At 60.5% G+C, this 12955-nt stretch carries 15 protein-coding genes; 6 read left to right on the forward strand and 9 right to left on the reverse strand.

Translation table 11 applies throughout. The features are described from left to right. Nucleotides 1-101 precede the first annotated feature (101 nt). Nucleotides 102-1541 (reverse strand): cardiolipin synthase, encoded by a 1440-nt coding sequence (gene cls, locus ACTJLA_RS00770; RefSeq protein WP_034129166.1) that lies wholly within the window; start codon nt 1539-1541, stop codon nt 102-104. Nucleotides 1542-1671: 130 nt separating this feature from the next. Here cls and ACTJLA_RS00775 point away from each other — a divergent pair, with 130 nt between their 5' ends. Continuing rightward, nucleotides 1672-2193 (forward strand): DUF3617 domain-containing protein, encoded by a 522-nt coding sequence (locus ACTJLA_RS00775; RefSeq protein WP_014720569.1) that lies wholly within the window; start codon nt 1672-1674, stop codon nt 2191-2193. Here ACTJLA_RS00775 and ACTJLA_RS00780 read toward each other — a convergent pair. Genes ACTJLA_RS00780 through folE2 form a run of 6 tightly spaced genes read right to left on the reverse strand, consistent with a single transcriptional unit; the run spans nt 2190 to nt 7398 of the window. Next, nucleotides 2190-3527 carry a dihydroorotase gene (locus tag ACTJLA_RS00780; protein ID WP_440840605.1) on the reverse strand — a complete coding sequence of 446 codons (1338 nt, stop codon included), beginning with the start codon at nt 3525-3527 and terminating at the stop codon, nt 2190-2192. The genes ACTJLA_RS00775 and ACTJLA_RS00780 overlap by 4 nt on opposite strands. Before the next feature lie 3 nt (nt 3528-3530). Further along, entirely contained in the window at nt 3531-4091 is a 561-nt protein-coding gene (locus ACTJLA_RS00785; protein ID WP_054896090.1) for a gamma carbonic anhydrase family protein, read from the reverse strand. Beyond that, nucleotides 4088-4966, reverse strand: coding sequence for a metal ABC transporter substrate-binding protein (locus ACTJLA_RS00790; RefSeq protein ID WP_198790697.1), 879 nt, complete (start codon nt 4964-4966; stop codon nt 4088-4090). The genes ACTJLA_RS00785 and ACTJLA_RS00790 overlap by 4 nt, the downstream gene beginning before the upstream one ends. Before the next feature lie 9 nt (nt 4967-4975). Further along, nucleotides 4976-5842, reverse strand: coding sequence for a metal ABC transporter permease (locus tag ACTJLA_RS00795; protein ID WP_054916968.1), 867 nt, complete (start codon nt 5840-5842; stop codon nt 4976-4978). Then, nucleotides 5843-6511: a metal ABC transporter ATP-binding protein gene (locus tag ACTJLA_RS00800; protein ID WP_054896087.1), complete on the reverse strand. Its 669-nt coding sequence runs from the start codon at nt 6509-6511 to the stop codon at nt 5843-5845. It lies immediately after the preceding gene. Continuing rightward, nucleotides 6508-7398: a GTP cyclohydrolase FolE2 gene (gene folE2, locus ACTJLA_RS00805; RefSeq protein ID WP_440840606.1), complete on the reverse strand. Its 891-nt coding sequence runs from the start codon at nt 7396-7398 to the stop codon at nt 6508-6510. The genes ACTJLA_RS00800 and folE2 overlap by 4 nt, the downstream gene beginning before the upstream one ends. Nucleotides 7399-7526: 128 nt before the next feature. On the opposite strand from folE2, the gene ACTJLA_RS00810 reads away from it, so the two are divergent. After that, a complete protein-coding gene (locus tag ACTJLA_RS00810; RefSeq protein WP_440840607.1) occupies nt 7527-8738 on the forward strand; it encodes an N-acetylmuramoyl-L-alanine amidase in 1212 nt (403 codons plus the stop codon). Here the strand turns inward: ACTJLA_RS00810 and ACTJLA_RS00815 are convergent. Next, the gene (locus ACTJLA_RS00815) at nt 8735-9103 is read right to left on the reverse strand and encodes a hypothetical protein (RefSeq protein WP_034129159.1); all 369 of its coding nucleotides are present in this window, start codon (nt 9101-9103) and stop codon (nt 8735-8737) included. The two genes, ACTJLA_RS00810 and ACTJLA_RS00815, sit on opposite strands and share 4 nt — an antisense overlap. Nucleotides 9104-9228: 125 nt before the next feature. Here ACTJLA_RS00815 and dksA point away from each other — a divergent pair, with 125 nt between their 5' ends. Genes dksA through ACTJLA_RS00835 form a run of 4 tightly spaced genes read left to right on the forward strand, consistent with a single transcriptional unit; the run spans nt 9229 to nt 12517 of the window. Continuing rightward, complete coding sequence (gene dksA, locus ACTJLA_RS00820) at nt 9229-9633, forward strand: RNA polymerase-binding protein DksA (protein ID WP_440840608.1); 405 nt, start codon at nt 9229-9231, stop codon at nt 9631-9633. A 27-nt stretch (nt 9634-9660) separates the two neighbouring features. Beyond that, a complete protein-coding gene (gene zigA, locus ACTJLA_RS00825) occupies nt 9661-10866 on the forward strand; it encodes a zinc metallochaperone GTPase ZigA (RefSeq protein WP_440840609.1) in 1206 nt (401 codons plus the stop codon). Continuing rightward, nucleotides 10866-11510 (forward strand): DUF1826 domain-containing protein, encoded by a 645-nt coding sequence (locus ACTJLA_RS00830; RefSeq protein ID WP_440840610.1) that lies wholly within the window; start codon nt 10866-10868, stop codon nt 11508-11510. Before zigA ends, ACTJLA_RS00830 begins: the two co-directional genes overlap by 1 nt. A gap of 44 nt (nt 11511-11554) precedes the next feature. After that, nucleotides 11555-12517 carry a CobW family GTP-binding protein gene (locus ACTJLA_RS00835; protein ID WP_259038991.1) on the forward strand — a complete coding sequence of 321 codons (963 nt, stop codon included), beginning with the start codon at nt 11555-11557 and terminating at the stop codon, nt 12515-12517. Here the strand turns inward: ACTJLA_RS00835 and ACTJLA_RS00840 are convergent. Then, nucleotides 12511-12906 (reverse strand): DUF3301 domain-containing protein, encoded by a 396-nt coding sequence (locus ACTJLA_RS00840; RefSeq protein ID WP_003195752.1) that lies wholly within the window; start codon nt 12904-12906, stop codon nt 12511-12513. The two genes, ACTJLA_RS00835 and ACTJLA_RS00840, sit on opposite strands and share 7 nt — an antisense overlap. Between the last annotated feature and the right edge of the window lie 49 nt (nt 12907-12955).

Below are 12955 nucleotides of genomic sequence, written 5' to 3' on the forward strand. Positions count from 1 at the left end.
CGAAAAACGTCAACGATAACGCGTACTAGCTGAATGAACGCGGCGCCTGTGAGTTTTTCGCGAGCAAGCTCGCTCCTACATTATTGGTTGTGTGTTGGCGGTTAGAGGATGGGTGAGATCAAGCGCGCAATGCGCATCCCCAGTTGTTGCAGGCGACGGGTCTCGCGGCTTTCTTCCTGACTGACTTCATGGGCCAGGGCAAAGTCGTCCAGCAGCATCTGCTCAACCTGGCTGGCGAAGGCTTCATCCACCGTCAGCAGCATCACTTCAAAATTCAGCCGGAACGAACGGTTGTCCATGTTGGCACTGCCAATTGCGCTGATTTCGCTGTCCACCAACACCACCTTTTGATGCAAAAAGCCCGGCGTGTAGCGAAACACCCGCACGCCCGCTCGCACCGCTTCGTTGGCATACAGGCTGGACGCGGCATATACGATGCGGTGGTCGGGCCGTGACGGCAGCAGCAGGCGCACATCGACTCCGCGCAATACCGCCAGGCGCAGGGCGGCAAATACCGCCTCGTCGGGGATGAAGTAGGGGCTGGTGATCCACACGCGCTCGGTCGCCGCATGGATGGCCTCGACGAAAAACAGCGAGCAGGTTTCATAAGGGTCCGCTGGCCCACTGGCGAGCAACTGGCAGAGCACGCCGTCTTCCGGGTAGGCATCCGGCAGGATCAGCGGCGGCAGTTCCCGTGCGGCCCAGAACCAGTCCTCGGCAAACGACTCCTGCAGGCAAGCCACCACCGGGCCTGTGACCTGCACATGGGTATCGCGCCATGGCGCCAGGGGCGGTTTTTTACCCAGGTATTCATCGCCTACGTTATGCCCGCCGACAAAACCGGTGATGCCGTCCACCACGACGATCTTGCGATGGTTACGGAAGTTGACCTGGAAGCGATTGAGCCAGCCACTGCGGGTGGCGAATGCCTTGACCTGCACGCCTGCCTCACGCAGCGCTTGCACATAACGATGGGGCAGGGCGTGGCTGCCGATGCGGTCGTACAGGACGTAAATGGCCACGCCCTGAGCGGCTTTTTCCTTCAACAGGGCCTGCAATTGGCGGCCCAGTTCATCATCGTGAATGATGAAAAACTGGAACAGCACGGCGGTCTTTGCGTTACGAATAGCCTCGAAGATCGCGCCGAAGGTGGCATCGCCATTGATCAACAGGCGCACTTCGTTGTTGGCCAGGCAGGGCATGCGGCCCAGCTTGGGCATGGCGCGCAAGGAGGCGTAGGCGCTGGAGTTGCGCGCCGCAAGCGCTTCCTCAACCCACGGGCGCCAGTTCAGTTCGGTGATGGCCGTGTGCATTTCCTGGTTGGCCTGGCGACGGGCCTGGATGTACGCGTCGAAGGTGCTGCGGCCAAAAATCAGGTAGGGGATCAGCGTCAGGTAGGGCATGAACATCAGTGACAACGCCCAGGCAATCGAGCCTTGTGCGGTGCGCACGGTCAGTACTGCGTGGATCGCGGCGAGCGTTCCGAGAAAGTGCAGCGTGGCAATGACGTAGGCGAGCAGGTGCGGGCCAAAGAAATCCATGAACGACGTAACTCCAGGCAGTCCAGTGCGTAACAGACCATGAACGGCTGTGAATGTCGCTATTTTATTTGCCATGCAACACTGGCTGCTTTGCGACGTCTAACGCCCACAATTACCCAGGAGTTACCCGATGAATGCTCGTCTGCTTGGTTTGGCCATGGTTGTTGGTTTGTCGCTGCCTGTGGCGGCGCAGGCGCAGATGCTGGCGCCGGGCTTGTGGGAATTGACCACCAGCAATATGAAAGTCGATAACCAGGACCTGCCGGACTTGTCGCTGATCCTCGGTCAACTCAAGCAACAGATGACCCCTGAACAGCGCGCCATGCTCGAAAAGCAAGGCATCAACATGGCCGGTAAAGGCGTACAGGTGTGCCTGACCCCGGCTCAGGTGGCCTCCGATTCGATCCCCCTGACCGACCCTCAATCGGGCTGCAAACAGGAAGTCACCGACAAGAGCGGCAACCAGTGGAAATTCCGTTTCAGTTGCCCGAAAGCCCAGGGCACTGGCGTGGCAACGTTCCAGAGCCAGAAAGAATTCACCACCAGCGTCAACGGTACCTTCAATGCCACCGGGATCCAGCAGAAGGGTAGCCTGGACAGCCACGCCCAGTGGCTGGGCAACGATTGCGGTTCGGTCAAACCCCGCGCTTAACGCCCAAACTGCAGGGGCAAGCCCTGGCAACTGTTGACCACTTGGCCGTTGTGCCAGGCCAGGTGGCCGCTGACCAGTGTGGTACTCACGCTGTGGCGAAAGCTGCGTTCTGCAAAGGGTGTCCAGCCGCAGCGGGCGAGGATAGGCTGGCTGTTGACCGGCTTGCCAGCAGGCTCCGGTTTGATCAGTACCAGGTCGGCCCAGTAGCCCTCGCGCACGTAGCCGCGATCAGCAATGGCAAACAGGTCGGCCACGCGGTGGCTGGTCTTGGCTACCAGAGTGGTCAGGGGCAAATGCCCGTCGGCCACCAACTCCAGTAACGCCGGCAGGGCATGCTGCACCAGAGGCAAGCCCGAGGGCGCTTGCCGATAACCCAACAGTTTTTGCGCCCAGGTATGCGGCGCATGGTCGGTGCCAATCACATCCAGACGATCACTCAATAACGCCAGGCGCAGCGCGTCGCGGTCGGCGCGGGTCTTGATCGCCGGGTTGCATTTGATCTGGTGGCCGAGGCGGTGGTAATCGCGGTCATCGAACAGCAGGTGGTGCAGGCAGACCTCGGCGGTGATGTGCTTGTCGGCCAGGGGCTTGTCTGCGAACAGCGCCAGTTCGCGAGCGGTGGTCAGATGCAACACATGCAGACGCGTGCCATGGCGTTTGGCCAATTCAACGGCAAACGATGACGAGCGATAACAGGCCTCGGCATCGCGGATCAGCGGGTGGGCGACGGCGGGAATATGCTCGCCGAAGCGTTCGCGCAGGCGCTGCTCGTTGGCCAGGATGCTGGGCGTGTGCTCGCAATGAGCGAGCAGAATGGTTGGCACCTCGGCAAACAGGCGCTCCAGAATGCGTGGGTTGTCCACCAGCATATTGCCGGTGGAGGCGCCCATGAACACCTTGACCCCCGCCACTTGACGGGGGTCTAGGGTGGCGACGATGTCGAGGTTGTCGTTGCTCACGCCGAAATGAAAGCCGTAGTTGGCCACTGAATGCAGTGCGGCACGACGCTTTTTATCGGCAAGGGCTTCCAGGTTCAGGGTGGCCGGTTGGGTGTTGGGCATGTCCATGAAGCTGGTGATACCACCGGCCACCGCCGCGCGGGATTCGCTGTAGAAACTGCCTTTTTCCGGTGCGCCGGGTTCGCGAAAGTGCACCTGATCGTCGATCATCCCTGGCAGTAGCCACTGGCCGTTGGCATCGATTTCCACCGGTTCGTTATCGCCTTGAATGCTGGCGGCAATTTTCTCGATACGACCATTGGCGATCAGTACGTCGGCGTCGAATACCTGGCCCTCGTTGACCAGTCGGGCGTTGCGGATCAGCAGGCGGCTCATGGTTCAGAACTCGTTTTGCAGGGCTTTGTAGCCGCGCACCAGGTCGACGTTGGTGCGTGCCACATCCTCGGAAAACTCCGAGGCGCTGACACTCACCGGCGGGAATTGCGACAAGTCGGTGTTGGGGCCGATACGCGTGGTAGAGGGCACGTAGAAAGCGGTGGGCAGGTCACGGCCGTCGACCACCGAGTTGTGGCGCACCACGCACCCATCGCCCACGGCGCAATTGAACAGCACGCTGTTGAAGCCAATAAACACGCGGTTGCCCACTGTACAGGGGCCGTGGACGATGGAGCGGTGAGCGATGGAGGTGAATTCGCCGATGGTCACCGCTGCGCCGGACTTGGAGTGGATGACCACGCCGTCCTGGATGTTGGAGTTGGCGCCGATGGTGATCGGGTCCATGGCGCCGCTGGCATCCACTTCGTCGGCGCGGATCACGGCGTAAGGGCCGACGAACACGTTCTCACCGATGATAACTTTGCCGCAGATGATCGCGGTCTTGTCGACGTAGGCCGATTCGGCAATCACCGGCAGGTCGCCGGAAGGATTTTTGCGGATCATGGCTGGCTCAGTGCGGCGCACAGGGTGTTGAGGTTGTATTCGAACAGCCCGATAAAGGTGCTGGCCGGGCCTTCTGCAGCGAGAGCGTCGGAGTACAGCGTGCCGCCGATCTGTGCGCCGCTTTCGTCAGCAATCTGCTTGAGCAGGCGTGAGTCCTTGATGTTTTCCATGAACACGGCTTTGACCTTGTCCTTGCGAATCTGAGTGATCAGCGCGGCAACTTCAGCGGCCGAAGGGTCACGTTCGGTGGACAAGCCCTGGGGTGCGAGGAACTGGATGCCATAGGCTTGGCCCAGGTAACCGAAAGCGTCGTGGGAAGTGACGATGCGGCGGTTACCCGGTGGCAGGGCGCCGAACTTGGCCTTGGCCTCGTCCAGCAGGCTATGGATTTGCTTGAGGTAGGCCTGGCTGTTGCTCAGGTAGGCGGTCTCGTTGGCAGGGTCGGCGGCTACCAGCGCTTTGGTGATATTGCTCACATAAATTTCGGCGTTGGCCAGGTTGTGCCAGGCGTGCGGGTCGGGAATGGTTTCGCCATCCTCGTCCATGGTGTGGGAAATCACGCCTTTGCTGGCGGTGACCACCGTTGCTTTGGTTTCGGTGCTGGTAACCAGGCGGTCCAGCCACGGCTCGAAACCCAGGCCGTTCTTGATGATGACCTTGGCCTTGAGCAATGCCTTGGCGTCATCCGGCGTGGGTTCATAGGTATGGGCGTCGGCGTCCGGGCCGACCATGTTGCTGATCTGGATATGCTCGCCACCGATCTGGTGGGTGATGTCATTGAGAATACTGAAGCTGGTGACTACTTGGAGTTTGTCGGCGGCGTGGGCCATCGAAAGCGGCAGCAGCAGACTGAACAGCACGAGTAGAGCGCGCATCGGAACACCTCATTGGGATGTGAGCAAAGGCGGGCGGCGCAACAAACCGTGCACCGGACCGAACACCACGGACAACAAATACCCAGCGCCCGCCACCAGCACGATCGCCGGGCCGCTGGGCAGTGAGTAGTAGAACGACAGCAGCAGACCCAACCACACCGACAGGCAGCCCAGCAGCGCCGATACCGCAATCAGCACCGGCAGGCGTCGGCTCCAGAAGCGTGAGGCGATGGCCGGCAACATCATCAAGCCAACCACCATCAACGCGCCGATGGCCTGGAAACCGATCACCAGGTTCAGCACCACCAGGGTCAGGAACACGCCATGGGCGAGGGGCCCGAGGCGGCTGACGGTTTGCAGGAACAGCGGGTCGAGGGTGTCCAGCAGCAGCGGTTTGTAGATCAGCGCCATAGCGATCAGGCTAAAACCCGAGACCCAGAGCATGCCGGTCAGTGTGGTTTGATCCACGGCCAGGGCGGAGCCGAACAGCAGGTGCAGCAGGTCCAGACGCTTGCCGGCAAGGCCCAGGATCAGCACGCCGGCGGCCAAAGAGATGGGGTAGATGGCGGCGAGGCTGGCGTCTTCGCGCAGGCCGGTGCGGCGAGTGATCCACGCGGCCAGGCCGGCCATGCTCAGGCCCGCACCCAGGCCGCCGAGGGTCAGCGCGGGCAGGCTCAGCCCGGCGAACCAGAAACCCAGGGCTGCGCCGGGCAGGATGCCGTGGGCCACCGCATCACCGATCAGGCTCATGCGCCGCAGGATCAGAAACACTCCTAGCGGCGCGGTGCTGCAAGCCAGTACCAAACCGCCGATGAGTGCGCGGCGCATAAAGACGAACTCATGAAACGGCATCCATAAGTGGGCAGTGAAGTGCATTCAGGCCACCTGCATCTGCGGTTGCGGGCGGATCAGCTCTTTGCTGGAGCCGAATACGCAGCCGGTGTTTTTGATCTGCAGTACGTGCTGGGTGTGGTGACGCACGGAGGCCAGGTCATGGCAGACGATCACCAAGGTGCGGCCTTCGTTGTGCCAAGCGTGGATGTGTTTCCAGCACAGCGCCTGACCGTCCTCATCGAGGGCTGCGTGAGGTTCGTCGAGCAGCAGGACGGATGCGTCGGCCAGGCTCATGCGTGCCAGCAGGGCGCGCTGCAATTCGCCTCCGGACAATGCCATCAACGGTCGGTGTTCCAAGCCAGTCAGGCACCAGTCTTCGAGTACCGCGTGCAGGCGTTGGCTGCGTTGTTGCGCGGTGTGTTGGGTGCCCCAGAAACCGGCAGCGACCAGCTCTTGCAGGCTGATGGGGAACTGGCGGTCCAAGTGTTGCTGCTGGGGCAGGAATGCCAGGCCGCCACGGCGTGGAACATCCACAATGACCTTTCCCGCCAGCGGCTTTTGCAGGCCGGCGATGACTTTGAGCAGGCTGCTCTTGCCTGTGCCATTGGCGCCGATGATGCCGGTGAGGCTGCCTTTTTCCAGGGTCAAATCCAGTGCCGGGGTGAGCGGTTGCCCAGGGGCACCCCAGCGCAAAGAGTTACAGGTGATCATGCAAAGTCTCTCGTCCAGCGGCTTTCAGCCACGGCATCGTGCGCGTGCAGGCTTTCGGCGTGGATCACTTTGAGGTGGAAGGCTTTGATGGCATCCGAGCGTTTCAAGGCGAGGTTCAGGCGGCGAGCGGCGTCTTCGCAGAACATCAGGTTCTGCCCGTTGGCCAGGGCGAAGGCTTGTTCGTCTGCGCGTTTCACCGCGGTTTGTACGGCGGTACCGAGCGCGGCTTCGGCAGCGTTGATCAAGTCGATTATCGGCAGGTCAGTACCTTGCAACTGAACGTGCAACTGCGCGCTGCTGCGTTGGCTATGGGGTGTGGCGACGATGCCGTTGGCACTGCCGAGCCAGGTCAGCAGCGCTTCGTGCTGCAACGGCGTGTTGGCGAAATCATCCACAAATTGCTGCTGAATCAACTGCCTGGCGAGGGCGGCGGAGCAAGGGCAGGTTGAGGAATAAGTAACGTCAATTTTTAGTTCCACGTGGAACATCTGGTTTTCCAGACGCGCTTCGATGCTCACCGGGTAGCTCTTCCAGCCGGCTAGCGGACTGACCAGGGCGGGTCGTTTAAGCAGCAACTGGGTGTTGATGCGCAAGTAAGCGTTCTTAGATAAACCTTCATGTGTGTCGAGAAAACGCTGCAGTACATTACGCAGCAGTGCAGGTGTCAGCGGGTGTTGATCGAGCATTTCCAGAGCCAGGTACAGGCGTGACATATGAATGCCACGGGCCGTGCCGTCGTCCAGGCTTACGCCCGCGTCAGCGGTGGCGGCCAGGTGTTGACCGTCAATCAGGATCGGCAAGGCGATGCCGCACATACCCACCCAGTCGAGTGGCAAGGCTTGGCGTGAAGCCTGCGCGGCAATGTCCGGCAGAGTCAGCGCATTCATAAGCAGGTCCATCGTTGGAAGTAATTCGACATGTTATAGTATAACAATACGAGCTACGATGAATTTTCTGCTCCAGCCTTTGTTCAGTCATATCGAGTAGGGACACTCCTTTATCTGCGGTATATGCCATGCACCGACGTCAGCTCCTCAACCTGCTGCTGGTCAGCCCCTTGTTTGCCTTGCCTTTGGGGGCTTACGCCACGCAGATTCGCAATGCACGCCTGTGGCGCTCAAACGACAAGCTGCGCCTGGTGTTCGACCTCAGCGGCCCGGTGCAATACAAGACCTTTTCCCTGGCCTCACCGGACCGCTTGATCATCGACTTGAGTGGCGCCGGTCTCAGCGGCGACTTTTCCCAATTGGCGTTGAAGAACAGTGGGATTATCTCGATCCGTTCCGGGCATTTCGGCAAGAGCGATACGCGCATCGTGCTGGACCTGGTCGAGCCCATGCAGCTCAACAGCTTCGTGCTGCCGCCCCAGGATGGCCAAGGCCATCGCCTGGTGTTGGATTTGACCAACGCGACCCGTGCGCCCCGTCAAATCGCCGCAGAGCCGGCACCCTTGGTGACGCCGGTAGACAAGGCGCATCCCAAGCGCGACATCATCGTGGTGGTCGACCCCGGCCATGGCGGCAAAGACCCAGGTGCCATTGGCTCCAAGGGCCAGCGCGAAAAAGATGTGGTGCTGTCGATTGCCCAGTTGTTGGCTAAACGCTTGAAGCGCGAAAAGGGTTTTGACGTAAAACTGGTGCGCAACGACGACTTCTTCGTGCCGCTGCGCAAGCGCGTGGACATCGCCCGTCAGCACAAGGCCGATATGTTTATCTCAGTGCATGCCGACGCCGCGCCACGGCTGACCGCGTCGGGCGCCTCGGTGTATGCGTTGTCGGAAGGGGGCGCCACTTCGGCTACGGCACGTTTCATGGCCCAGCGCGAAAATGGCGCCGACTTGCTGGGCGCCACCACCTTGCTCAATCTGAAGGACAAGGACCCGATGCTGGCCGGGGTCATTCTCGACATGTCGATGAATGCGACCATCGCCTCCAGCCTGCAACTGGGTGGCTCGGTATTGGGCAGCCTGCAAAACATCACCAGCCTGCATCAGAAACGTGTGGAGCAGGCGGGGTTCGCCGTGCTCAAGTCACCGGACGTGCCTTCGATCCTGGTGGAGACGGGTTTCATTTCCAACCCTCGGGATGCCCAGCGGCTGGTGACGGCGCGCCATCAACAGGCGGTGGCGGATGGCCTTTTCGAAGGACTCAAGCGTTACTTCCAGAAGAACCCACCCATGAACAGCTACATGGCCTGGGTGCAGGCGCAGAAAAACAGCCAGGTCTAACAGCCGGTCATTCGGCTGCAAGTGAACTTGGCGCTGGCGCCCCCTGAGCTGGAAAACCGGTTGATGGTGGTCCAGCCCACGCGCCGCGTGTAGCCAACCCACGCCTCGCCATCCGATGCCAACCCGGTAAAAAACGTCAGTTGCCCATAACGGCTGTTGGTCTGCGCCCAATAGCGTTTGCCGATCACTTCGAAACCGCGCAGATACGTAGTGCTGCCGACGGTCGCCACGCTATAGGCATTGCCCAACGGGTCCACACACGCCAGCAGGTTGGCGCTGCGTGTGCAGTTGGCCAACAGGCTGGGTGCCTGGGCGCAGGCAGGCCCGGCGACTGCCAATAGCAGCGCGCACAGCAGGTATTTCATCGAGGTTCTCAACATAGGCAGGTGACCCAGCATTGCGCCCTTCGTCGCGGCGAGCAAGAGGGATTGGCTTATTTGTATTGTTATACTATAACATAAATGCACAGCCCGACCCGCGAACCGCTTCCATGACCGAACACGATCTTTTGGCCCAACCAGCGGCCGACTACATGAATGAGGCCCAGCAGCGCTTCTTCCGCGAACTGCTGCTGGCTCAGCGCGATGACATGCAAGCCCGTATCGACGCAGAGTTCCAGGCGCTGCGCGAGCAGGAAACCAACAGCGATCTGGCGGATATCGGCAGTGCCGAAGAGCAACGCCAATGGCAACTGCGCCTGCTGGAGCGTGAAAAGAAGCTATTGGACAAGATCGACGACGCCTTGGAGCTGCTGGCTCGTGGCGAATACGGCTGGTGCCGTGAAACCGGCGAACCCATCGGCCTGCAACGCCTGCTGCTGCGTCCCACCGCCACCTTATGTATCGAAGCCAAAGAACGTGAAGAGCTGCGCGAACGCCATAGACGGGCAGTTTGACCGGCCAACCTTGATGAGGAATACCTGATGCCCAATCGTCTCCCTGTGACCGTGTTGTCCGGCTTTCTCGGTGCCGGTAAAAGCACGCTGCTCAACTATGTCCTGCGCAACCGCGACAACCTGCGAGTGGCGGTGATCGTCAACGACATGAGCGAAATCAACATCGACGGCAGCGAGGTGCAGCGTGATGTCACGCTCAATCGTTCGGAAGAAAAGCTGGTGGAGATGAGCAATGGCTGCATCTGCTGCACCTTGCGTGAAGACTTGCTTGAGGAGGTGGGAAAACTCGCCAAAGAAGGTCGTTTCGATTACCTGCTGATCGAATCCACCGGTATTTCCGAACCTTTGCCCGTGGCCGAAACCTTCACTTTTCGCGATGAAAACGAGCAAAGCCTGGCCGACATTGCACGCTTGGACACGATGGTCACTGTGGTCGACGGTATGAATTTCCTGCTCGACTACCAGGCCGCCGAAAGCCTGGCTTCACGGGGCGAAACCCTCGGTGAGGAGGATGAACGTTCCATCACCGACCTGTTGATCGAACAGATCGAATTCGCCGACGTCATCCTGATCAGCAAGATCGACCTGATCAGCAGGAGTGAGCGCGAAGAACTGATGGCCATCCTCGAGCGCCTCAACGCCCAGGCGGAAATCATCCCGATGGTTATGGGCGAAGTGCCGCTGAACAAAATCCTCAACACTGGCCGTTTCGACTTCGAACGCGCCGCCCAGGCCCCGGGCTGGTTGCAGGAATTGCGCGGTGAGCATGTGCCGGAAACCGAAGAATACGGCATAGCGTCCACTGCTTACCGTGCGCGCCGGCCATTCCATCCACAGCGGTTTTTCGACTTTATCGACCGCCCCTGGGTCAACGGCAAGCTGTTGCGCTCCAAGGGTTTCTTCTGGTTGGCCAGCAAACATCAGGATGCGGGCAGTTGGTCCCAGGCGGGCGGGTTGATGCGCCATGGGTTTGCCGGGCGTTGGTGGCGCTTTGTGCCGAAAAGCCAGTGGCCTCAGGACGAAGAAAGCGTGGCGGCGATCATGGCTAACTGGCAGTTGAGCACGGGTGACTGCCGTCAGGAACTGGTGTTTATCGGGCAAAACATCGACTTTGCCCAGATGCGTACCGAGTTGGACGCCTGCTTGCTCACCGATGAAGAAATGGCCCTGGGTGTCGAAGGTTGGCGCCAGCTACCCGACCCGTTTGGCCCTTGGTACGAGCAGGTCGCCTGATGCTGGCCCCGGTCATTCCCCTGCGCCCTGTCATCCGCCAAAGCTGTGGAGAAACGCCGCTGGCGCTGTCCGACATCCTCAATGATGGCGTCAACCTGGCGATCTGGCAGCGCCAATTGCCCCTGCATATCGCCGAGTTTGGCGCTTTGCTGGTGGCGCTCAATGAATCGTTGGCCGAGTCCTTGGTGGTCGAGTTGACTAGCGAAGACTCCGTGCCGAACTTGCAAGGTTTGGCGTCCAGCTGTCGCGATCTTGAAGGCTACGATGGGTTTATCGCCGATGTGACGTGGCTGGTCAGTGCATTCGCCTGCCTGCTGGGCGCCAAGCGCATCGGCGTACGCTTACGGCTGTTGGACAAGGCCATGTGCCCGCGTTTTCACGTCGATCACGTGCCGGTTCGGCTGATCACCACCTACGCCGGTATCGGTAGCCAATGGTTGCGCGAAGGCGTTATGGACCGGCGCACATTGAGCCAGGCGGATGCCGAGCCCACTGAGCGCATCGAGCAGATCCATTGCGGTGAAGTGGCGCTGCTTAAAGGCACCAAATGGCACGGCAATGAAGGACATGGGCTGATCCACCGCTCGCCAGTGCTCAAGGCCGATGAGCGACGGTTGATTCTGACGCTGGATTGGCTGGCATAACCGCGTAGGATCAAACGCTCTACACGGCCTGAACGATGCCTCTCATGTTGCAGAACATTCCTACCCATGTGATTGCTGGGCCACTGGGCGCCGGCAAGACCAGCCTGATCAAGCACCTGCTTGCCCAGCGCCCGGCCAACGAGCGCTGGGCGGTGCTAATCAACGAGTTCGGCCAGATCGGCCTGGACGCAGCCTTACTCACACAAGACGATGACGGTATCGCCCTGGGCGAGGTGGCAGGCGGCTGTTTGTGTTGTGTGAACGGTGCACCGTTCCAGGTAGGGCTGGGCCGCTTGTTGCGTAAGGCTAAGCCGGACCGCTTGTTTATCGAGCCCTCAGGCTTGGGCCATCCGGCGCAATTGCTCAAGCAACTGCGGCACGCACCATGGCAAGACGTGCTGGCCGTGCAGCCTTGCGTGCTGGTACTCGATGCCCAGGCGTTGGCGGCGGGCAGGCCGTTGCCGCAAGCACAACAGGAAGCGTTAGCCAGTGCCGGTCTGCTGGTGTTGAACAAGGACGAGACGCTGACTGCGGTGCAACGTCAGGCGATTGAAGCGCAATTACCCGATTGCCCGCTCCATTGGACACGCCAGGCGCAACTGCCACTCGACCGGTTGCCCGGTTTGAAAGCGCAGGCCCAAGTAGCGGTGGATAATCTCGGCGTGCCTGAAGCGGTGGGGCAAATGCCGGCGATCTGGAGCGACCCGGGGCTGCCGATCTGTCTGAGTCAGAGCCAGGAGGGCGGCTGGAGCATCGGCTGGCGCTGGCACCCAAGCCAGCGATTCGATGTCAGCCGTCTGCATCAGTGGCTATCGAGTTTGGGCTGGCGCCGTGCCAAATTGGTTATCCACAGCGTTGAGGGTTGGGTGTCTGCCAACGCTGTAGATAACAGCCCACTGCACTGGCAACCCAGCGCTTGGCGGCGCGATTCACGTGTTGAGTTGATCTTCAGCGCACCACAGAACGTGGCCGCATTGCAAAGCGCCCTGGCAGCCTGCCGTTACTGATGTTTCTTGCTGGCGTGGTCCTGGCGCCACTGGCTCAATTCGATGATCTCGGCGCTGGGCAGCGGCTCCTTGGTTTCGAACGGGTAGGGCGCCAGTTCGATCTGCGCGCTGTGGGCGCCGAATTGGGTGATGACCCCAGCATGCCGGGTTTCGCCGGTCACCGTGAACTCGAAATTATAGATGCGCGCCAGGCGTCGGCGGCCATTGGCATCCTTGACGAAACCGATGCGTTTGAGCGCCACGGCACCGTCAAGCAGCTCGATATCGAGCTTGGCGCAATGCTGCTTGACCCGCGCCAGCGCCCGTTCACGCAGGCCGTGGTTGTGCCAAACCCAGGCGGCGCCGGTGGCCAGCAGCATCAAGACGAAGATGTTTCCCAGGGTCAGCATTCCATGAACTCCAACAAAGTGAGCGCAGCTTAACTGTGTCGCCGGTCTG

The sequence above is a fragment of the Pseudomonas sp. 22072 genome, assembly GCF_052046095.1.
GTDB lineage: Bacteria > Pseudomonadota > Gammaproteobacteria > Pseudomonadales > Pseudomonadaceae > Aquipseudomonas > Aquipseudomonas paracarnis.